This is a genomic window from Lysinibacillus sp. EB106-09-02-XG168, from assembly GCF_058791475.1.
Window position 1 is genome coordinate 185,229 of record NZ_JBYTDN010000002.1, and the last position, 22,109, is coordinate 207,337.

Consider the following 22,109-nt stretch of genomic DNA (forward strand, 5'->3'; position numbering starts at 1 on the left):
TTTAGCTCATCAGGAGCAGGGTTCCCTAACAAATACTGGGGATCACAGCCTACAGTTAGACTTAGAGGTTGAAGTTCGCAAAGCGAAAGAAATGGCAAAACAAAAAAAAATTGAGTTAAGAGATTGATTTAATTAAAAAGTATAGAAAGGAGCGTCGATATGAACCAACCGTCCAACATAACCCATTCAGATAATCGACAATGGCTTGAAAAGGTTCATAAGCAGCGCAGAGAACGTTCTGTTTCAATTGGGACAAAAACAATTGATATGCTTGTTAAACAAGGGATTCCTGTGACCTATCATAACATTAGTGAGCATTCGAAACAGTTTGACTCTCAAGGTAAGGGGATTCATCCTAATACAATTAAGCGTAATGATGGTTTGTATGCTTATTATAAGAAGTATAGTATAGCAAAACAACACATATGAAGAAGTTCTCTAAGTCGTTTAAAGCACTTTGGATAGGTGAAGTCATATCATAATTTGGTGGAGCAGCTGGGGGAATCATTAATGGATTGGTACTGTATGAATTGACCGGACTACATAAGTAAAACCACTCATTACTGAACTGCAGCCTAATTGTTAGACACTAACTAACACTTGATGGTGCAGTTCATCACGGAGTGGTCATTTTAGATTTACTCATTTTCAGATGTATATTTAATTAATGAATTTCGATTGACCTAATACATTTTTGGTTAAGCTTATGAATGTTACAAATATATACTACTTAAGGAGATGAAAAGTTTATGGGTAAAGCTATTGAAGTTGCACTCCACTCAATTGTGGTCCTAAATACTGGTGACGATGAAGATCATGATGAATTAGAAATTCGTGGCACCCTTATTGCACAGGCAGGACTTTCACCAACTAATATTCGAGAAACACGTGAATTGTGGCACATAGGAGATCATGACATTATTGGTATCGAACAAGGTGACAATCATGTAAGCCTAATTGGTAATTTCCAAACTATGGTTCTTGAAGATTTTGAAGTATTGGTCATTGGTGGTCACATAGCAGAGGAGGATACTTTCGGTGAGGATGATTATATGGGACACAATTTCCAAGTCATAACTCAGGCCGAAATCGACACTTTTCACCCTAATGGAAAACATTTCCCTATATTTTTTTCTCAATCTGCCCAACAAGTTCGAGTTGATTATACGGTAAGAAAAATAAATATTTAAAACGTGTATGTTTTATCTAATTTAGGTATTTATATCCATAGAGAATTAATAAATTTAAATATTTAACAAATTTGAATAATAGTAAGTCACTTCACCAGGCACTCATTATAAATGTGAGTCCTGGTCATTTTGTTTAGATGCTAAAGTTGTAACACCATCCCTACATGAACGCTCTAAGCAAATCACATCCATTTTAGATGTAATTACAAGCATTGCAGATCAAACGAACTTACTTGCTCTCAATGCAGCAATCGAGGCAGCAAGAGCAGGGGAGTACGTAAAGGCTTTGCAGTTGTTGCTGATGAAGTAAGAAAGCTGGCGGAGCAATCACAGGAATCTGCACAACAAATTTTCCAGCTAATCCATGGCATTCAGTTAGAAACAGAAAAATCTGTAAACATTATGGCAAAAGTTACGGAGGGTGTTCAAAATGGTTTACATGTATCGGATGAAGCGATTGAGAAATTCCAAGTGATTAAGGCAAGCATGGATAAAATTACACCTAAAATGGAAGAGGTATCTTCTGCTTCTGAACAAATGTCAGCAAGTGTACAAGAGGTGACAGCTATTACGGAGGATTTGGCATTCTCAGCAAAAGTAAATGCTGCTTCAGAGGGCGCTGCAGCGTCTACAGAGGAACAATTAGCCTTAATGGAAGAAATTAAGGCTTCTGCACAAGCTCTTGCACATATGGCAGACGTATTAAAACAGCTCATTAGTCAATTTAAATATTAACAGAATCAGATATCACATTCTTTATTGTTCAAGAAAGTAAACTATGTCCGATATTAAAAGTGAATATATTACAAATTCGGGAGGGCATAATGAATATTCAATTGGGAAGTACTAATTATCTTAGCACCCAAAAAAAAGATGGCTCTAATCGTTTATCAGATGATTTGTTTTTAGATAAAGATAAAAAGTCCAAAGCAACATATGAAATCAGAAAAGAGAACGGCTATATACGTCATTATGTAACAAAAGCAAATGGCGAAAAGGTCATGATTAAAGAAACAAAGATACCAAAATCTCAAGAAAATGAACAGGGTTCTAGCGATATAAAGGATATGATCACCGACATGCTTATGAATCAACTAACAAAAGTTTTGGATAAAGAACAATTCGATAAGTTTTCTAAAACAGGATTATCAGGTCAAAAAGAAAAACAGATTGAAAAATATGCTACAAGTATTTAATTTGAATGAGGTTATTTAGTTCCCGATGCGTAGTATGTTTTTCACCCAAAATTTTTTCAATGTTAAAGAATGGTCAAGATTTAACCGTAAGTCCGAATTATAAAAAAATAGGCGCACCTTTTCGGTACGCATCACGATTAGCCGTATATCTATCAGATATACGGCTATTTTTTTTTCCACATGTAGTTTGGATGTTTTTTTGACCAAGGCATGTACTGATTTAAAATTTCTAAGTTTCGGTGGATACAGGTAGAAAGTTTTTGTCAGGGGTAAGCTCGAAACGAATGTTCACAAAATATAAATTTAACGAACATTCAAGTGGTTCTTTGTGGTAAAATGATTTTATACGAATAGATCTTTGAAAAAGTAGATTAGAGTGTGTAAATAAACTTTGAAACGCAATTATTTAAAGAAGCTTTTTTAGAAGCCTGTATTGATGAAGTAAACCAATAACAAGTAAACACTACTTAAATTAATCTGCTTAACTTATTCGCACCCCTAGTATACATAGTTGAGCAGTACAATCAATTTAAGTAGTGAACGAAAATTTATAATTAAGTAAGAAGTATTTCAAAGGTGCGATACTCATTTATATGAAAATGTTTTAAAATAGACAGAAATTTTAAATAAATAGATTTGCTTTGTTTGTCTAATCCTTTATATACATATTGAAGATAAGCTCAGATTCCCAAAGTCTAAGTTTCATCTTTTTAAATGACTTTATAAAAATAAAGCAAACTAGTTGAAATAAGAACGAATGTTCGTTAAAATTGTATTTTGTGAACAATTGGAGAGGATGGAGTGTTTTTATAAATGGCTATAACACCTGAGAAATTAAATATTCGTAAACTAATAGAAAAACATAGTGATACTATGCCCTTCTATGTTAAGGAATATATTCAATCAAAAATAACTGCTGGATTGTCTCCTGACACCCTTTTACAGTATCTCTATAGATATAAGCACTTTTTTAATTGGTTGCTCACAGAGGGCCTTGTGGAAGCTGAGGATGTGGCTGCTATCCCCTACTCTGAATTAGATAGAATGCGGAAAGATACAATAGAAATGTATATTCAGTTTTTGCGTAATGAAGATATTTCGAAAAAAGAAGATGATACCGAAGGCGAACCAAAAGCTTTAAAATTACCTGAGTATCGCGGCGAAGCGGTTGTCGCCTTATCGATTCAAGCTTTAAAATCCCTTTTCAATTATCTAACCAAAGAAACCGAGGATGAAGATGGTGAATGTTATTTCTATCGAAATGTAATGTCTAAGATTGTAACGCATAAAAAAGGAGAAACGGCCAGCCGTAGAGCCCGTGATCTTAACGCAGTTATATTAAATGACGATGATATTTCAGCATATCTCAAATTCATTGAGAATGGATATAATGATACATTAATTTCTGCAGAAGCCAGGAGCAGATATGAACGAGATAAGGTTCGCGATTTGACTATTAATTCGTTAATTCTGGGTACCGGTATGCGAGTTGGAGAAATTGCCAGTATTGAAATCAATAATATACATTTACACAGTCGGTACATAGATGTAGTAAGAAAAGGTAGTAAGCCCGATTCGGTTTCTGTTCTAGAAAGTGCCATTGAGGATTTAGAGCGGTACATGGACGTTAGAGAGTCTAAGTATCCTGGGGCTAAACAATCCCCCTTCCTTTTTGTTAGTGTCTATGGTGGTGTAGCAAGGCCCCTCTCCAGAAGAGCAATTCAAAACATCGTTAATAAATATACTTCTGCTTTCTTTAAGAGTAGTAAAAGTCCCCATAAATTACGACATTCGTTTGCTGTAGACTTTATCCGCAGCGGTGGTGATATAATTTTATTACGAGATCAATTAGGTCACTCAGATATAAAGACGACTTCGTTGTATACTAATATGTCTTCTAAAGATGGAGAAAAAGTCTTGAATGAAATGGATAAGAGAAGATAGTTGTATTTTAATTTATGGGATTGGGACAGAACTCGATGATTATGAAAAAACAGCGAAAATAGATAATAACTTTTCCGCTTCAATGAGTAGAGTATTCCTTCCTAAATCAAAAAAATGTTAGACTGAAATACAATCAGTCTAACATTTTTTCTTTTTGTTCCAGCCTCTTTTTGTATACTTTTGCTATTCGCATATACTTGTACTATTGTAGCTTTTGAATAAAGTTCGATTAAAAGTAAGTTGCAAACACTGATTTTATACATATAGAAATCAACTGTTTTGAAACAAAGTTTGATCAAAACAGCTGGTTCTTTATTTATCTCGTTGATTTTTATAATAAAAATTGATTATTTCTGGATGCGAATCTTCAATTAAAGCACCCCGTTCGTATTATAAGGTCAGCCAGAGAAATCTGGTTGACTATTTTTTATTCAATTTATAGATTGATAGTAGCCGGGGTAGAACGGAAGCACCCGTGGGACTTGATCCCGACAACTAAACTGTTCGCCCTCTACTTGTTAACACATGATTAGGCTGGTTGGGACATCGTGATCCCGTATAACAAGCGAAGATATGAATAACAAGCTAGATAGAGGTTACCGGTCAATCCACTTCATAAGGAGGAGATAATTTATGAATCCAGTTGTAGGTCTGGATGTCGCAAAAGGTGAAAGTCAAATTCAAATGTTCTTGGATAAAAAAAGGCCCTATAAAAATAGTGTGAAAGTTGAACATACGGTGGAGGGGCTAGAAGAGTTACACTCTTATTTAATAGATTTAGAGCGTCAAACAGGGATAAAACCACCTGTTGTTTTGGAGTCAACAGGACACTATCATGCCCCAGTTGTTCAGTTTTTAGAAGCAAGAGAGTACATTGCCATTATCGTAAATCCACTAGTATCTTACCGAGCAAAAAGTTCTAGCTTACGAAAAACCAAAACAGATGCCATTGATGCTTATCACTTAGGCGAACTGTATTACAAAGAGGATTTAGCGCCTCAGAAAAAGCGTGGTGTTCAATTATTAAACCTTCGGCATCTAACATGGCAACATGAAAATATGACGGGAATTATGATTCAAACAAAGCTTCAATTTCAAGCCGTATTAGATCAAATATTCCCAGAGTATAAAGGAGTTTTTGGCGATTTATACGCTGAGATTTCCATAAAAACTTTACAAGCTTACTCTACTTCTGAATCAGTTAAAGAAGCAGGTGTAGAAGAGATCGCACAATTCATTGATACACATTGCAAAGCACGTTCGTTTAATTGGGCGCTTGAAAGATCGGAAAAATTAATCGGAGCTGCAGAACGCAATCCATTTCAATCAACTCTTTATCAAAGTCTTCTAGTCAGTTTGAATATCTATATTGATTTACTTCAAGTGTACCACCAACAACTTTCTACGTTGGAGCGTGAGATTGATGAGTTAGCGGCACAACTTGAAGAATATGAATTACTCCAATCAATTCCCGGTATTGGTGAAAAAATCGCTGCAACGATTATTTCAGAAATCGGAGAAATTGATCGGTTTAATCATCCGAAAAAATTAGTAGCATTTGCAGGACTAGATCCCAGTGTGTTTGAATCCGGTCGCTTTAAAGGCACGAAAAATCACATTACTAAACGCGGCTCGGCTTCGCCACATGCTTTATACAGCTGTTCGTTGTTCTATTCGAGATAGTCGGAAAAAGAAAACAACACCTGAAACTATCGCACGAAATAAGCGATTACGAGCCTTCTACGATTTAAAACGTGAGGAAGGAAAGCCATATAAAGTAGCCATAATTGCTTGTGCAAATAAGCTTTTACATTGGATTTATGCGATTTTAAAAACGAAAACACCATTCCAAGAAACCATCTAGTGACAGCATCTTCAAATACAACAAAAACCTTCCAAATTGAATTCGGAGGGTTATTTGGGTTGCGCTTTTTAGTATAGCATGAAGTGTTTTTTAATTTAAAAGATTTTTATTGACAATCTATTAGCTGGTTTAGTTTAATAAGAACAGCGACGCTTATCCCACAATCGCGCCCGATTGCGGTATAGTTAAGCAATATTTTCACCAAAACTTTAAGTAATGAACAAGCGTGTTAATTCCTACAAATTTTACAGACATAATTGTAATTATAACTATAATACTTAATACTACCCCAGTAGCCTTTTTACCGGAATTAGCCATGTTATCACCATTCCTTAAATCATATTTCTTCGTCAAACGATAAATTTACTGGCTCGTCCAGCAGTTCACCATGCACCTCTAAATTAGTTGTTGGAATATTCTCATTTACTTCTTCAAAAGTGAATTGATCTGCCCATACAGTTCCTTGTCCAGACAGAATGATACCAAACGAAATAACAGCACTTTGGGTTGGAACATCTAAAATAATAGAATAATGGTTCCATTTTGTTGTTCCTTTAATGGGGCGATTACTCATATTATCAAATTGAAGAACATCTTCCATTGTGTCGTCTACTCGCATCCACATCCCAGCGTACGTATCTACCTCTTCCGTACGGATGAAACAAGAGAGTCTAATACGTTTTCCAACAAACTGATTAGCCTTAAATGTTTGCATCATGGTAGCGAATTCAGTTGAATCTAACACTGTTTTGGATTTTAAATAACCTGATGCTTTCCCATGATGAACAACTTCATGGTCAATTCCCATTTCGTAATTAAATGGATTTGATCCACTTAAAAACCAACCTTTCACCTTTATATCCATATTTGTTTCCTCCTTAATTTTAATCACGTCTGACATCATTCTGCGATATTTGCCAGGTGGTAGTTTATAAATCTCTTTAAATGCTCTAGTAAATGATTCTTGTGATTCAAACTGATAGTATAAAGCGATATCAAGAATGCGTTCACTTGTGTAAAGCAAGACAGAAGAAGCATTAGCCAATCTTCTTAACCGAATATATTCAGTTACCGTCATACCAACCGTGGATTGGAATATTCGATGAAAGTGATACTTTGAAAAATTTGATTGTGCTGCAATATTTTCCAATGTAAGTGGTTCATGTAGGTTTTCTTCCACATACAAAATAATTTTCTTAATTATAATTTCATGGTTATACAACGAAGGCACCTCCTTTAAATATAGGATATCAAGGTTCTTGATTCGTTTTTTGATATATCTTGCGAAGTAATCGCTGCATCCTAAAAATCATTAAAAAGAGGTTGATAACCTGTAATATCAACCTCTTTTTATATCTGCAACAATATGGCCCTTTAGCTGAAGAAGACACAATCCCTTTTCTAGAATTGCGCCCTTTAATTAAATAACTAACAAATAGCATTATTCCTAGCATCACTTTCTTAAACTAAAGCATCCATTACTTTAAGTGCACTTTTTCACAATCTTTAAATAAGCAATGTCATTTACTTAAATATTTTTTATTTTATTTATTCTTTGTCCAAGCAAAACTTTATTCAAGAAGAATGACTTCATCACCCACATGAATTTCGCCCGTTTTTATAACAGAAGCATATACGCCAAAATAATTGCTTCTTTCTTTTACAACTGTTTTTAGCAAAGTCGCATCTCTTTCTGCACTTTCAGGATTAACGGTAATAATCATACATCTTTCACAATGCCTTTTTAATTCTATTTCAACTTTTTTCCCTATCCTAACTCTTTTGCCAAGCCATTGTTCTTCTATAAAGGGGATTTTATCTTTTAATGATATAAATAAATTAGGGCGAAAACGTCTATAATCAATCTCTGATTTTCCCCATATTTCTTTCAATTTATCTAATGAAGCGTCAGTAACAAGTTGAATGTGTTCTTCTTCAATTGCTCCTAAAGGTACGTGAGTAGGGGGATATGTAACAAGAGAAATTTTCCGTTTCGATTTGTGCTCAATTTCATTAGTTAATTCTTCATCCCCCCAATTAAAAGTCTTACCTTCAGGTGTCAATATTTCAACTTTGGGATATCCATCCACCGACTCTTTACCTACGAATCTTGCTTTATATCGAACCATTTCTGGAAACTGTGTTATTGTTAAAAACTTTCCAGGGCGTGTTTCATCTAAAAAAGCATGACTACGGTCTCCGTACAAGCCATATTCCATTAATCTTGTTTTCTGTACGCTCTCTCCATAAAATGATTTTACAGGATGACGAACAATCTCCTTGATTTGACCGATTAGCATTAAATTCCCCTCCTGTTTTTTGTCTACTTTTTCATACATTGTTCAATTATTCTGCCCTTAGTTTAAGTGTATCCCTTCACAATATCCATTAGCGTTACTAAAGAATCTGGCTCTATTATTGAATAGTTAAGGTGCTACAAGTTCCACTTTAATTCTATTTGGGTCTTCAAAGTAAACGGCATAATGATCATCTCCCCCAGCAAATAGATGCTGGTCGGTATAAAGAACATTAATTCCTTTATCTTTTAATTTCTTTGTCATATCATCGACGTGTTTGCGTGAAACTGCGTGAAATGCTAAATGATTTAACCCTACTCGACATCTATAATATGGAACGTCCAGAAACCGTTTTTCTGTTTGTACAAAAACAATATAGGTATCTCCTACATTAAAAAGCGATTTAATGGAGGAATAAACCAGTAATCCCTCAGCCAATTTCATGGATATTGGGACAACCCCTTAATCCTTTAACCGATAGAAAACCTGTTTAATTTTGCCTCAGTGCCAAGTATGGCAGTATTAAGCTCATTCCCTCGGCTATCTTGTCCCCTTCTGAAATAGAGACTGCGTAAAAAATTCTTGCTGTTCACGCGAGCAATTACCTGACTGCGACTTTTCGGAAAATAGCAGCATTGCGCTAAGCAGCTAATCCAATCAGCGATTTCTTGATGTGGAAGTAACTCTTTGTCAATCATCGTATCCACGATATTGACCAATCGCTCATCATCCTCATCACTAAAAATGTGTATTCCATTATGTAGCATGCCAGAAATAGCGACAAGAACCTCACGCAGCATTGCAACGCTGCTCTCCTCGCACTGCACCAACTCAACAAAAACATCTGCACCGTGAGACGCGCTGTGAGCCCAGCCTCCTACTGAAAGGTAACCCCGCAAATCTTTCTCCTCTTTGTAATAACGGAGCATTGCTTGCATTAATTGCTCAATTTCTTCTTGATTTAAAAATGGATTCTGTCTGTGGCGTTGTATAATCAAAGCGATAGGCAAGGCAGAAAACGATCTTGTAAAAACTGTCTGATCATCCTCGCTGCCAATATTATAGAACAAATGGTTCTCATCCGTCAGAACAGTTAAAAGACTACGCAACTCCTCTTCACTGAACCTATTCTCTTCCTTAATCCACATATAAAACATCGGATAAATCAAGTTATCCCGCAATTCTGGCTGAGGATCGCCAATATATAGAAGTAACAAAGGTAAGAAATCTTGATGCTTCTCACCTTCGCCTAACTGATACTCGTTCTCCTCAATTCTTTGCAAATCCTCCATAAGTTTCAACCTTATATCGCTCACTTTCCCATCCCCTTTAACATTAATAAAATCTCTTCTATTACAATATCAGGCTCATCATGATGTATATAATGTCCACTACGACTAGTAATCTGGAACTTACTTGACGTTGACAGCCATTGGAATTCTACTTGTAGACTTTGTTCAATTTCTAATATTTCTTGAGAGGGCCATCCATCTTCATTATTATCGGGTAAACCTCTTGTAATAATTAAGAGAGGGATGTCACTTTGTTTTGAATAATCAACAATTTTCTTATAACTCTGTATTTTATCAATTTTCTCACTATTCAACATAGGATTCTCGAAATATTCCCTATTTCCTGCAAGTAGATTTTCTGGTAGAACCTTTTCATAGGCAAGTTCTTTATATTCCGGTGCAGCGTCAACCAAAACCATACCACAGATGTCCAGCGGATAAAGACTGGTATACAATCTGGCGACCAATCCACCAAAGGAATGGCCTACTAATATATAAGGCTTCTCTACGTCAAGCGCTTGCACCAATTCGAAGAGCTCCTCAACAAGATCACAGCAAGTTCTCGGGACAGCTATGTCTTGACTCCTACAAATACTCGCCCTGTCATAGGACAAGGTTGACGTTTCATCCGAAATTCGGTCTTGGACCTTTTTCCATGTTTCATGGCTATCGCCTAACCCTGCAATAAAGATTACGCTGGGTGTATTTTTACGATATTTATTGAACAGTATACGCCTATCATAGAAATTGATTATCTTTTTATGTTGTATCGTCACTTTTAATCACCTAAATAAATTATAAGCTTTACATTATTATTTCTACAATATAAAAAAAGGACCGTTTATGCAAATCAGTAATAATTCGCCAAAGTCCTCCATTAGTTAAAGTGAGAAACTTCACAATGTTACTCTATATTTCAACAATAAAACGTCCCTCAACAATCTGGCCCTTTAATGGAATAACTAATATACGGGCTTTTATTACTGTAAAAATCTCCCTTCTAAGATTTTAATAAAAGGAAGTATTTTGTTACAAGGAAGCAAGCAGAAATTTTAATTCCAAATTTATTGAATAAAAAATTCTAATATATTAGAATATAGGAAATACATAATAAGGAGGCTCTTTTATGAAACACCTTTATTCTCCATATCCAGCTGAAAGCATTTCCTTACAAGTAGAATCCTCACCTGTTTGGGAAGTGATACTTGGTATTTCAGGGTACACACATGGACAACTTCGACATACATTCGATTTAGATGAAAAGTGGATATCAGAGCAAGATTCAATGCCTTTATCATTATTAAAACATTTGAAGGTAATTGAGGAGACCGATTTATGGTATGGACTGATTATGCTTCAAGATAAACTATCTGCATTATCTGTTCAAGATTTTTCGAATCAACTTTCAGAAATTCCAATTGCTCGCTTTTATGACATACTTTTGCCGTACAAAGACCGGAATACAGAGCCTATAAGAAAAGCGACAGTCACTGAACATCATCGAGGTGAATTATTTGAGAAGTATGCGACATATTTTGAAGACCACGATTACTTAGGTGGGTATGTGCGTAATCTTAGTCGTTATACACAACAAGAAATTTGTGACCTATTCAACAATACATTGGTTGAGTGGTACATGTGGGTAAGTCAACAAGAAGAATGGGAAAAATGGACTCATGCGCTTGCTTTTGAACAGAAACAATACAAATCATTGGATATAACAAATCCTATTGAGGAAATCGAACGAATTACGGGTGGAATAAAGTATCTCCCTGAACCTTCTGTCTGGAATGTCAAATTAATTCCACACGTATCTTATCGTCCTTGGATCTTAGAAAAACGTACACCTGATACTAAACTTTTCTTTTATCCTTTAAAGGAAGAATATTTGATAGAGCCTGGTGTTCCATCAAATGAATTAATTCGGGGTCATAAGGCCTTAGGGGATGAACTTCGATTGAAATTGCTTTATCAACTTCTAAAGGGACCTTTATCACTTCAAGAGTTGAGCGTGCAGTTTAATACATCTAAAACAACACTACATCACCAACTTTCTATATTGAAAGCAGCAAAGTTTATTCGTGTTGATAAAGGTATCTATTCAGCAAATCTAACGCAGATTAACGCTTTTTCTGGACGACTCACTCAGTACCTGGGGGCTCACAAATGAATAAGTTCTCTAAGTCATTTAAAGCACTTTGGATAGGTGAAATTGTATCCGAATTTGGTGGAGTAGCTGGAGGAATCATTAATGGATTGTTACTTTATGAATTGACAGGATCAAGGGAATGGATGGGTGTACTTTGGCTTGTATATTTTATCCCCTCTTTAATTTTGCAAGGCATTAGTGCGCCTTTCCTAAACCATGTTGTGAAGGAGAAAATGCTTCAAAACATACAGTTGATTCGTGCTGGAGCCTATATCCTTCCACTTGTTGGTTATTTAATTGGTACAGACGTGGGAACCATTTTAGGATTAGTCGTTTTACAATGTTTGTTAGGCTTGATGCAACCAATTTACGCAAGTCTATCTTTTTCACTTCTACCAGAAATTTGTAAAGAGAAAGAACTTGTCGAAGCAAATGCATTACTAGATGGAACTATTCGACTTATGAGTTTTATCGCTCCTGGAGCAACTTCATTATTGCTGTTGGTCAGTCCTATACATTTTATATATGGATTTTCATCTGTTATGTTCCTCATCAGCTTTCTCGCACTTTCACGTATCCCTCAATCAAGTACGAAGAAAGTGGCAACTTGGACAAAGAAATTTTGGTGGGCAGAAATGAAGGAAGGCTATCGAACATTCTTTAAATATCCAAATCTTTTTCGACTTACCATTCTTTCTTCCACGGTACAATTTGCGGTTGGAGCAACGATGGTTTTAAGTATTCCTTTTATACGAGGAGACCTTAATGGTCATTCTTGGGAATATGCGATCTTTTCTGGGTCTTTCCCAGTCGGTTATGCTGTAGGTATGGTACTACTTACGAAGTTACCAAAAACTTATCAAACTATGTACCTCGGTTTAATAGGAGGAGGTCTTTCATTCGTACTCTTGTTTTTTGTAAATTCAGTTCCTATTGCATGGGTGTGTGAATTGTTTGGAGGAATGGTATTTCCTTTATTCAATGCTCAAAGTGCAGCAATTTTTCAGCGTGAAGCTCCTAGAGATCGTTTAACCCAACTAAGTGCAGTTCGATTACTATTCATTCGAGTTACCATGCCATTAGGGATATTGTTTGCTTCCTCAACATTTTTAGATTTAAGTACGCGTCAAATATATGCGATTGTTGGTATGTTAATTGTTTTACCTGGATTATTTCACCTCCTTGCTTCATTTTCCCAACCAAATAAAGATTTACTTACAAATAAAAAATAAAAAACAAGTAAATGTAGCTTTTGATAAAGATTGAATGGTTAGCTTCACCCCTAACTTTATAAAGAAAACCCGCTTTAAAATAAAAGCGAGTTTCTGCAGAAAATTTATCACCTGTAGCTTTTGAATAAAGTTCGATTAAAAGTAAGTTGCAAACGCTGATTTATACAGAAAGAAACCAACTGTTTTGAAACAAAGTTTGATCAAAACAGTTGGTTCTTTATTTATCCAGTTTGGTTTTTATAATACAGATTGATTATTTCTAGATGCGAATCTTCAATTAAACATGAATAGGAAAAGAGATGCTTACTCCACAAACGCGCCCTTTTGTTGAACAGTAATTTACTCTATATAGTCAATTAACTTTGCTGGAACTTGCTCAAATATATAAACTTCAGGGTTATTAAAAGGCTTATTATTTAAATAATCTTCGAGAGTGTTCATACTTGCCCAATAATTTTTCATTAAATCTTCCTTTGAAGGTAATCCCTCAATAATACGCCCTTTGCCACCATCATACATGTCCTCAATATAAGCAAATAAATCACTTGATATATCTCGGTTAAAAACTAAAATTTTATCACTAAACACTGGAAACCGGTAGTGAGGACTTTCGGCGACTTCCAAATCTACTCCGAAAGCAACTTCGAAATCAATCCATTTTGGTAAATTTGCCGGTCTGAAACGCTCCGTTAAATCTGGAAATAAATTAGCACTCTTGGAATACCACTTGGTTGACGTCTTGTAATTTAATCCTTCCTTTAATACGATTTGGGGACTTATATTTTCGAAGATATCATTGTGAATAACCCTATGATATAAAAACAAACGAGTTCCTCCTTTCCTTAAATAAAGGTTCCTAAAAAAATCCTTAATTAAACTACGATCTAATTTCATACGTTCAAAACAAATAGAAGTTCAAGTACTGTTTACAAACTAATTTCTCGTGAAAAAAATTCAATTACCTGCAAATGAACTAAATGCCCTTTAACCTTTTTTTCTGCATTCTTGTTCCACAGACCTGCGTTGATAATTTAAGTGCATTTCTTTAATCTCACATAATTTTAACATAAATATCCATATTCGTTTAGAGGGATTGTTTAACAATATGGCCCTTTATGCAAATCAATGATCTTCAAGTAAAGCACTCGTTAGTTGAATATCACTATCTACTAATATTTGATAAAAGCTTAAAGTACATTGGGTATTCTAAAACAAAACCATCGTCTTTCACTAATATATCTGATTCAAAAGAACCGCTACTGTATTTGAATACTTTTTTGGTTAAATCATCATTGATTAATGTATAAGTTTGTTTAGATTTCTTTACACTTAAATTGTTTGCATCTATATAGGCCATCTCAAAGTTTTTAGGTTCGTCTTTTGTCCAATTACACCTATTAATAGGAAGAGTATTTGTAAAGGGTGTACAGGTTAAATCAATATCAATTGCACCAGTCAAGTGATCTAACACTCTAGACTTGCCATCAATCCATTTGTTATTACTATCTCTACTTAATACGAGTTCATTTTCTAATTTATCATTTTTTAGCTTTAGCTGAAGAAAACTCCAAGTATTTGTTAAAGTAACTTCGTATTCAATCTTATTAGTTTCCAAAGTATCAATAATTGTACTTGTTACAATTATTTTATTAGAATATGTCTTAACCTTCAGATATTCAAACCCCTTATTCTCGATATTTTCCCATATATAAACTTGCACAAAATCCCTCCGATAATTGTTTATATTATATCATCACCTTATTTTACCATTCTGCTCCGTTAGTTGAGTAGCAATAATATTTTAGAAAAGGGGCTGTCCAAAAAGAGAATTTTTAAGCAAAAATGAATAAATAGCGAAAGGAAAAAACGTTGATTTTACAGCGTTTCTGCCTTTTCCATTTCATATGATTTTAGTCAAAAAGCGACTTATGAGACAGCACTATCTCTAAATTAATATGTCCGTACCATTGGTGGTGTATAATTTGCGATATATTGTTCGATTTCGATGAATGAGTTGGAAAACTTCATTGCTTTTTTATCTGCTTCAGTTAAAAAACCGTTTGTTACCATATCATCATAAAAATCTTTTAATTTATCATAGTAGCCACCTACATTGAATAAAATACATGGATTTTGGTGTTGTCCAATTCTTGCCCATGAAATTACCTCGGAGATTTCTTCTAGAGTTCCAGGTCCCCCAGGTAGTGCAATATAGCAGTTCCCTAATTCAATCATTTTATTTTTACGTTCAGACATGGAATGAACAACTTCTAAACGAGTTAAATTAGGATGACTTAGCTCTCGGTCCATTAAAAATGTTGGAATAATACCGATTACTTTACCGTTATGTAATAAAACTTCATCTGCAATCACACCCATTAGACCTGCTTTTCCTCCGCCATATACTAGAGTATGACCATTTTCGGCAATCCATTTTCCAAGTGATCTAGCTGCCTCTTCGTATAAATCCTTGTTACCTAGACTTGCACCACAATAAACTGAAATATTCAAATTTCATTCCTCCTCTATGTTTTTATTATAGAAGTATAAAGAGTGATTTTCATTAAAGAAGGTTAAATAAAAATAAGATAACCCTATTTATAATTGACTTATTACCATTTCACCTGATAAGAGTACTTATAAGCGTCCATTTTTTCTAACAGCTTCTTTGGGTCGGTATCTACAATTATCAAATCCCTGTATGTTTCTTTCATAAACCCTTCTTGAATTGTATGATCTATCATAGACAATAGCGGATCATAAAATCCATGAACATTTAATAATCCGCATGGTTTTTGATGATAACTTAGTTGTGCCCAAGTAAAAACTTCAAACCACTCTTCTAAAGTTCCTGCACCTCCAGGAAGAGCAATGAAACCATCCGATAGAGATGCCATTTTTGCTTTTCTTTCGTGCATAGTAGCTACGACATGTAGTTCTGTAAGTCCTTCATGTGCAATTTCAATATCTTTTAATTTTTGAGGAATAACTCCTATTACATCCCCTCCATTTTCCAAAGTTGAATTAGCTATAGCCCCCATACAACCTACTTGAGCGCCTCCGTAAATTAATGTTCTGTCTTGTGAAGCTAAATCTCTTCCCAGTTCTTTAGCTGCTTCTAAATAAAAGGCATTTTTCCCCTCACTTGAACCACAAAATACGGTTATATTTTTTATTTTCATTATTGGACCCCCTGTCTCGATTTCAATTTTTAATTAAATACAGAAATAAAAAATTCCTGATTACGAAGGAGTACAAGATTTGTACTTTCTTCGTAATCAGGAATTACGGTTCCTGGTAGAAACCTCCAAACCATATCATTGGAGTTATACGAAACTTCATTAAATTCATAGTTGCTTTTTAAAACATAACAAAAAATAGTTTAAGTTGTCAATATAGTGTCCAACACTGGAAAATCCTTTAATTATTGTAAAAGCATATGTATATGCAACTCAATGATCTTCAAGTAAAGCACCGTTAGTGCAATTAAAAAATTTTTTTGCCTTATCTTTCAGTTTCGTAATCATTAATGATTACGTTTATAATATTACATTGTTCATCTGCGACTGCTTTGTTAGATTGTTTATTATAGTCGTAGGTTATTAAAGCCTTCCATAAAGCCCAACCTCTTGCTCTGTTCCAAGTTTCCTCATCAAAATTCAATGCATTCTTAAATGTCTTTCTGCTTTTATCATCAAAAAATGTCCAAGCCATTGCAGCATCGCAAGAAGGGTCTCCTACTCCCAATATCCCAAAATCAATAACCGCACGTAATTTACCATTTTTAATTAATATATTTCCTGGGGCTATGTCACCGTGGACCCAAACTGGTTCACCAGCCCACTTTGAAGTCAATGCTAATTCCCAAATTTCATCCAATATATGTTTATTAAAAGTAGTTACATTATTATTAATGGCATCTCTACACTCATCATCGTATACAACAATATCACCGCCTCTATAAAAATTATGTTCCCCAGCTAAGGGACCTCCACTGGCGTCAATAGATTGTAATTCAACTAAAAATCCCCCCAATTCATTCGCAAATTGATTTATATCATCTATATTTTCGATAGTTACTATCTCCCCATCAAGCCATTTGTTGACTGACCAAGGATGTGGGTAATCCCCACTTGGTTCTCCTTTAACTAATGGTTCAGATATTGGTGTAGAAAGATGCTTGGCTAAAATGGGTAACCATTTCTGTTCTTTTTCAACTTGGGGTACATAAACTTCATCACTTGGTAATCTAACGCTCATACTATTGCCTAAGTGAAAGGTTTTATTATCATTTCCACTTTTTTTTACAGACTTAATTTCCAAATTAGACCACTCTGGAAATTGGCTATTTATTAACTTTGATACTAAATCTACGTCGATTTTTATCATTTAATTTCTCCCTTTAAATTAATTACATTTATTGTACCATTTACTTACTACTACAAGGACTTCTTATTCCACTATCCTGCCTCGTTAGTAAAAAAGCGACTGCTCTATTAACAATCGCACCCCGTTAGCCATCCATGTAGCGCAAAATCGGCGCTACACCACAAAAAATGAAAGATAATTAAGTTCTTTCATGGGAGTTTAAGTACATTTTTTCACAAACTTTTTCCTTTATTTGATTGTTTATATTAATCTCTTCATTTCAAACTCCTTCTATAATCATTACTAAATTCCCTTAAATTGATAAACCTAACGTTTTGAGTATTGGATTCATTTAAAACATTGTAAACAGCTTCAGTAATAATTAAATTACCGTACCAGTTATTAAAGTAGAAAATATCACTACCATCCCACTCTTTTTCATCTACGCTTAACCCGTCAGAGATACGTAAAATGTTTAAAAATGCTCCACAAGTCTCACAATGCGGTATTTTATTTCCTAAATGATCTTGGAGAAAACCACCTTTACCTGTAGCTTCAACGCGGGCTATTAAATAATTCCTTATCTAATAATCGCTCCTCATTTTTAACTTCAATTTCTATAGGGGATAATTTGAATCCTTTAAAATTACTGTTGTAATGCGACAACTCAATCAAGTTCATTTAGTTTATCAAATAATTCATAAAACAGACCGCCTATTTGAGTGTTAGTTCTACTTTGCCAAGATAGAGCGATAAAACGAGCAAATACAATAGTTATATGAATTAAAAGCTCATTTGATTTTGCCTAGAGGTGGAGAACTTCTTGGGATTTATTTTAGGTCAACCACTATAAATTATAGTAATAATTGGGGTGGTTAGTATTAACTTTTAAAGTCTAAACTATTACCGTATGAAAGATGTTAAATAACTATATATAAATAGAGGAGGAATAGTTTTTGGATGTAAAGTTAGAAATCGGAGACGGTTTACCTAGGTGGTGGTTAAGCCCTGAAATTTGGACCGTACCGAACGAAGAACCGACTAGTACGCCTGGGCTACCAATCGTAGGCCAACCATGCTACATATGGGCTCGAGTTAGAAATAATGGCAAAGACGGAGTTGAAAATGCTTATGTTCGCTTTTACTGGGCCAATCCAGCCGTTGGAATCGATCGTAAGACAGCGAATTATATTGGTACTTCTAATGTGTCACTTGAAAGTGGCGAGGCAAGAGATGTATTATGCTTAACCCCATGGAACCCTACTTTCGTTAATAATGGACATGTATGCGTGGTGGCAGAAGCTTCACACCCCTACCTTGACCCTATAACATACTTACCCCAATTCAATGTACCAACAGATAGGCATGTTGCACAACGAAACCTTACAATAATAAAGTTGGGTAAGGTAAAAGATTTTTTTACTATGAACTTTGAAATATGTAACGCTTTAAGACTATCACAAAGATATAACATATCCTGTAGATTGGGCAATTTAGAAGAAATCTCCGCGTTACGACCATATCTTGATCCTAACATTCCGAAATACGGGGAAGGTACAATTGTACAAGCTGGATTTGTTTCAAAATCCTGCCCCGATGAAGATGAGAGTAAAGAAGCAGAGTCGGATATTGAACTCGAAATTAGCCCGGGTTCTAGGGCCGGCTTATCAGTTGTAGGGGTGCTTGAAGGAGATATTGCACTGCTTCATGTTGTGCAAAGTACAGAAAAGAAAGAAATAGGCGGATTGAGTATCCTAGTTTACCGAGATAATTAGCTAGAGAAAAGGAGAATAATACTATGACACAATTTGTAATCCCAAATCGTCCATTTGCTTCCGAACCGTATACTGGTATAATGACACCCGATGGAATTTTTGAGGCCGCACTTGGAAAGCAAATAATTAACACTCATATTGTAAACAATGGAACGACGGTTGATCGGGTTCAAATTTACATTGAGAGTGTCTCAGATCCAAACATTGTAGTAACACCAAAAACTCATAAAATAGACTATGCTTCTACTGGGGTATCTCATCTTTTAAGTTGGGAAGCTGATTTTAGTGCAGCTTCCCCTGGTAAACACATGGTGAGTTTTATTGTGGAAACTGCTTCTGGACATCAACGGATAATTAAAAAAATATTTGTGACAAAAATGAGTTTTAATCCTAGCACTCGTTCCTTTTCAGTTACTACACCCGAAGCAGTTTTCAATGTTGCTTTTAAGGAGATGATTGGTCCCCGTGATCCTCAGTGTTCACACAAAGAAATAAACAGTGTTAGAAACATTAACAATTCGAACTCTACCCTTTTAGAGGTACTTAATGGTGTAGCAAATAAATTGGAAGATTATAATCAAGGCAATCTTCTGGATTACCTTGTCAAAGGTATAAGTGTTACGAATGATCCAGGCTTTACTCTTTGTGCCCCACAATTGTTAATCGGGGAGCTGAAAGCTCAACTTCAACTCACCCCACCATTTGAGGGTCAGTATGGAGATTTGCCATTTCAAGATCCTTGGTGGAAAGTTGTACTTGCAATTGCAGCATTTGTCCTACTAGTAGCTGCTGCAATTGCTGAAGCTGTTGATGGTACGGGTGACCTGACTGCAGGAGCGGGTGGTACCCATGATCTTCCGAATGATACTGGTGGAACTTGCTGTGTACCAAAAGCTAGTGGAGGTGGTACTAGTAAAGTAGCCGCAGGTTTGTTAGCTGCTTCAGCAACCGCTGCAACCATTGCTGGTGCTAGCGATGTACGCGATCCATTCCGTAAAGGTCAAGACAATACTGTGCCTAAATATCCAGGAGAACTAACGGTTGCAGAGGAAATGAGTATGAGATTTTCTTATCCTGAAGCAATAATCCCTGGTAAGGAATACAAGGTTAAGGTTGATTGGAATTACCAACGAGAAACAACGGATGGAACATATAGCTATAGGGATACAGAGATCAATACTAATACTCATGTACTCTCCAAGTATGAAATTAATGCAACAAATGTAATCGACTCTTCCAATGGCGAACAGTTTTTTGTTAAAGCCTCATTTTATGATGCTTCAAATAATATTCTTGTTGGTAATCAGTTATTCGTTCAATGTTTCCTAATAGGACCAGCTGGCCAATGGCATAATATCGTATTACAAGATACTGGTGTTGATAAGAGCCAAGTTGCTAATGACGGTATTTATACAGGTTCTTTCGACTTTTCTGAAATTGGAAATGGCACATGGAAGTACTTTGTAATTGCTCAAGATATCAATCATGCAACCCCTGATATGGAACCAGAAGAAGCTGCCCAGATAATTGGCGGTATGGTTTTGACCAATCAGTTGAGTATAGCCTTTGAAGGTGGGAACTGTCCAATTGCATATGACGGTGAAGTTGAAGTTCGCTAGGAAGATATTCAATTAAATATTATTTCTTGAATAAAAAAAGACAGAATCAAAACAAATTTATGATTCTGTCTTAAAACATCAATTATATGTGTAACATAACTATGGATACAGCTAAATTTAATTAGTACTGTAAGTTGGTTTTGTATTTTTTATTTTGAACCATTTTTTTCAGAGCTAATTGAATTTCTTGGATTAAGTACTCGCCGCCTAAAGGACTTAATATTAATTCACCGTTAAGTAATTTAATGTTTTTTTCAGAAACCTCACCTGTAATAGCACAAGTCATATTAGGTGTGAATTTTTTCAGTATAATTGAATCTTTCTCCACAAAAACTTCTACTGGGTCTTTCTCTTGGATATGTAAAGTTTTACGTAGTTCTATAGGGATAACTATACGGCCTAACTCATCTACTTTTCTAACAATCCCTGTTGATTTCATGATTATTACCTCCAAATTTTTGAAAATTAATGAGAAAAAGCTTTCTTATGTGTTTTCCAGTAATTATAGTATCTTATTATTTCTGTACCTACCCACCTACCCATATCCGTTGGAACTGCAAATGCTTTTGTAGCTTGATTATTAAAATGAATTTGCTGTTTATGTGAAAGTGGTTTGCCATTAGCGTGTTTTATAATACACAACTTTCTAATTCCACATGAAAGCTCCATATAAGTAATTTTGCCTTTGAGTATTTTTTCATCATTAGTGTAGGAGTTCAGCTGGCGTTTAGTATTAATAAAATCAGAAAGTTCTTTTTTTCTTTTAAAATACCGATAATTTCGATTTGAAATAGCTGTCTTTTCTAACTCTCTTAATTCTTTCTTAGCCTGTTTTATCTTTTGACGTAAATTCAAGTAAATTCCTCCCCCTAAAATACCGCATATTGATATTCAGACTAATCAAAAAATTCTTAAGAAAATATTGAGGCTCCACTCCTAAAATTGCCATTTTCTTATATTTTTAATTTCTTTAATTAATTACATATACAGCATACCATATTTTAGTTATTTTTACATTTGATTTATAATTATATTTATAATAAAAATATAATAAAGTATATGTATAAAATCAATAAATAAATGGTCTATTTTTTTATGTTTCTTATTTATTGATGTGTAGTACAATTATTTTATTGGTATGTATAGATAGATGTTATATCTCTATCAAATGTAATGGTGTGGT

The 22,109-nt window shown here is 34.9% G+C and carries 20 protein-coding genes, 2 pseudogenes and 1 riboswitch; of the genes and pseudogenes, 10 read left to right on the forward strand and 12 right to left on the reverse strand.

What is annotated here, in order from left to right:
• Positions 1 to 159: 159 nt before the first annotated feature.
• From AC3WSO_RS00880 to AC3WSO_RS00905, 6 genes and pseudogenes are all read left to right on the forward strand, one after another.
• A complete protein-coding gene (locus tag AC3WSO_RS00880; protein ID WP_323657110.1) occupies positions 160 to 429 on the forward strand; it encodes a hypothetical protein in 270 nt (89 codons plus the stop codon).
• 320 nt (positions 430 to 749) lie between these two features.
• A complete protein-coding gene (locus AC3WSO_RS00885; protein ID WP_323657109.1) occupies positions 750 to 1,190 on the forward strand; it encodes a hypothetical protein in 441 nt (146 codons plus the stop codon).
• Between the two features lie 160 nt (positions 1,191 to 1,350).
• Positions 1,351 to 1,925 (forward strand): annotated as a pseudogene (locus AC3WSO_RS00890) (methyl-accepting chemotaxis protein); the annotation flags it as partial.
• A gap of 89 nt (positions 1,926 to 2,014) precedes the next feature.
• Positions 2,015 to 2,386, forward strand: a complete 372-nt coding sequence (locus AC3WSO_RS00895; protein WP_323657108.1) for a hypothetical protein — start codon at positions 2,015 to 2,017, stop codon at positions 2,384 to 2,386.
• A gap of 813 nt (positions 2,387 to 3,199) precedes the next feature.
• Complete coding sequence (gene xerS / locus AC3WSO_RS00900; RefSeq protein WP_492527957.1) at positions 3,200 to 4,330, forward strand: tyrosine recombinase XerS; 1,131 nt, start codon at positions 3,200 to 3,202, stop codon at positions 4,328 to 4,330.
• Positions 4,331 to 4,963: 633 nt separating this feature from the next.
• Positions 4,964 to 6,194 (forward strand): annotated as a pseudogene (locus tag AC3WSO_RS00905) (IS110 family RNA-guided transposase).
• 337 nt (positions 6,195 to 6,531) lie between these two features.
• Here AC3WSO_RS00905 and AC3WSO_RS00910 read toward each other — a convergent pair.
• The 5 genes from AC3WSO_RS00910 to AC3WSO_RS00930 all read right to left on the reverse strand — a co-directional run bounded on the left by AC3WSO_RS00910 (position 6,532) and on the right by AC3WSO_RS00930 (position 10,559).
• Positions 6,532 to 7,416: a helix-turn-helix domain-containing protein gene (locus AC3WSO_RS00910; protein WP_492527959.1), complete on the reverse strand. Its 885-nt coding sequence runs from the start codon at positions 7,414 to 7,416 to the stop codon at positions 6,532 to 6,534.
• A 349-nt stretch (positions 7,417 to 7,765) separates the two neighbouring features.
• Positions 7,766 to 8,494: an MOSC domain-containing protein gene (locus AC3WSO_RS00915; protein ID WP_323657113.1), complete on the reverse strand. Its 729-nt coding sequence runs from the start codon at positions 8,492 to 8,494 to the stop codon at positions 7,766 to 7,768.
• Between the two features lie 126 nt (positions 8,495 to 8,620).
• Positions 8,621 to 8,935, reverse strand: coding sequence for a VOC family protein (locus AC3WSO_RS00920; protein WP_323657114.1), 315 nt, complete (start codon positions 8,933 to 8,935; stop codon positions 8,621 to 8,623).
• A gap of 26 nt (positions 8,936 to 8,961) precedes the next feature.
• Entirely contained in the window at positions 8,962 to 9,807 is an 846-nt protein-coding gene (locus AC3WSO_RS00925) for a DUF2785 domain-containing protein (RefSeq protein ID WP_492527962.1), read from the reverse strand.
• Positions 9,804 to 10,559 (reverse strand): alpha/beta fold hydrolase, encoded by a 756-nt coding sequence (locus AC3WSO_RS00930; protein ID WP_492527964.1) that lies wholly within the window; start codon positions 10,557 to 10,559, stop codon positions 9,804 to 9,806. The genes AC3WSO_RS00925 and AC3WSO_RS00930 overlap by 4 nt, the downstream gene beginning before the upstream one ends.
• 350 nt (positions 10,560 to 10,909) lie before the next feature.
• Between AC3WSO_RS00930 and AC3WSO_RS00935 the strand changes: the two genes are divergently transcribed.
• A complete protein-coding gene (locus AC3WSO_RS00935) occupies positions 10,910 to 11,953 on the forward strand; it encodes an ArsR family transcriptional regulator (protein ID WP_492527966.1) in 1,044 nt (347 codons plus the stop codon).
• On the forward strand, positions 11,950 to 13,164 hold the full coding sequence (locus AC3WSO_RS00940) for an MFS transporter (RefSeq protein ID WP_492527968.1): 1,215 nt from the start codon (positions 11,950 to 11,952) through the stop codon (positions 13,162 to 13,164). Before AC3WSO_RS00935 ends, AC3WSO_RS00940 begins: the two co-directional genes overlap by 4 nt.
• 339 nt (positions 13,165 to 13,503) lie before the next feature.
• Here AC3WSO_RS00940 and AC3WSO_RS00945 read toward each other — a convergent pair whose 3' ends face one another.
• The 5 genes from AC3WSO_RS00945 to AC3WSO_RS00965 form a co-directional block, all read right to left on the reverse strand.
• Complete coding sequence (locus AC3WSO_RS00945; RefSeq protein WP_492527970.1) at positions 13,504 to 13,989, reverse strand: hypothetical protein; 486 nt, start codon at positions 13,987 to 13,989, stop codon at positions 13,504 to 13,506.
• Between the two features lie 337 nt (positions 13,990 to 14,326).
• On the reverse strand, positions 14,327 to 14,884 hold the full coding sequence (locus AC3WSO_RS00950; protein WP_038185859.1) for a putative glycolipid-binding domain-containing protein: 558 nt from the start codon (positions 14,882 to 14,884) through the stop codon (positions 14,327 to 14,329).
• A gap of 230 nt (positions 14,885 to 15,114) precedes the next feature.
• On the reverse strand, positions 15,115 to 15,675 hold the full coding sequence (locus AC3WSO_RS00955; RefSeq protein ID WP_142507639.1) for an LOG family protein: 561 nt from the start codon (positions 15,673 to 15,675) through the stop codon (positions 15,115 to 15,117).
• A 101-nt stretch (positions 15,676 to 15,776) separates the two neighbouring features.
• The gene (locus AC3WSO_RS00960) at positions 15,777 to 16,346 is read right to left on the reverse strand and encodes an LOG family protein (protein ID WP_142507640.1); all 570 of its coding nucleotides are present in this window, start codon (positions 16,344 to 16,346) and stop codon (positions 15,777 to 15,779) included.
• Positions 16,347 to 16,419: 73 nt separating this feature from the next.
• Positions 16,420 to 16,518, reverse strand: a riboswitch (purine riboswitch).
• 150 nt (positions 16,519 to 16,668) lie between these two features.
• Positions 16,669 to 17,553, reverse strand: a complete 885-nt coding sequence (locus AC3WSO_RS00965; RefSeq protein ID WP_492527973.1) for an aminoglycoside phosphotransferase family protein — start codon at positions 17,551 to 17,553, stop codon at positions 16,669 to 16,671.
• Between the two features lie 935 nt (positions 17,554 to 18,488).
• On the opposite strand from AC3WSO_RS00965, the gene AC3WSO_RS00970 reads away from it, so the two are divergent.
• Entirely contained in the window at positions 18,489 to 19,307 is an 819-nt protein-coding gene (locus AC3WSO_RS00970) for a hypothetical protein (RefSeq protein ID WP_492527975.1), read from the forward strand.
• Between the two features lie 23 nt (positions 19,308 to 19,330).
• A complete protein-coding gene (locus AC3WSO_RS00975) occupies positions 19,331 to 20,926 on the forward strand; it encodes a hypothetical protein (protein ID WP_492527977.1) in 1,596 nt (531 codons plus the stop codon).
• A gap of 121 nt (positions 20,927 to 21,047) precedes the next feature.
• Here AC3WSO_RS00975 and AC3WSO_RS00980 read toward each other — a convergent pair whose 3' ends face one another.
• Positions 21,048 to 21,365, reverse strand: coding sequence for an AbrB/MazE/SpoVT family DNA-binding domain-containing protein (locus AC3WSO_RS00980; RefSeq protein WP_492527979.1), 318 nt, complete (start codon positions 21,363 to 21,365; stop codon positions 21,048 to 21,050).
• Positions 21,366 to 21,391: 26 nt separating this feature from the next.
• Complete coding sequence (locus AC3WSO_RS00985; RefSeq protein ID WP_492527981.1) at positions 21,392 to 21,781, reverse strand: hypothetical protein; 390 nt, start codon at positions 21,779 to 21,781, stop codon at positions 21,392 to 21,394.
• Positions 21,782 to 22,109 lie beyond the last annotated feature (328 nt).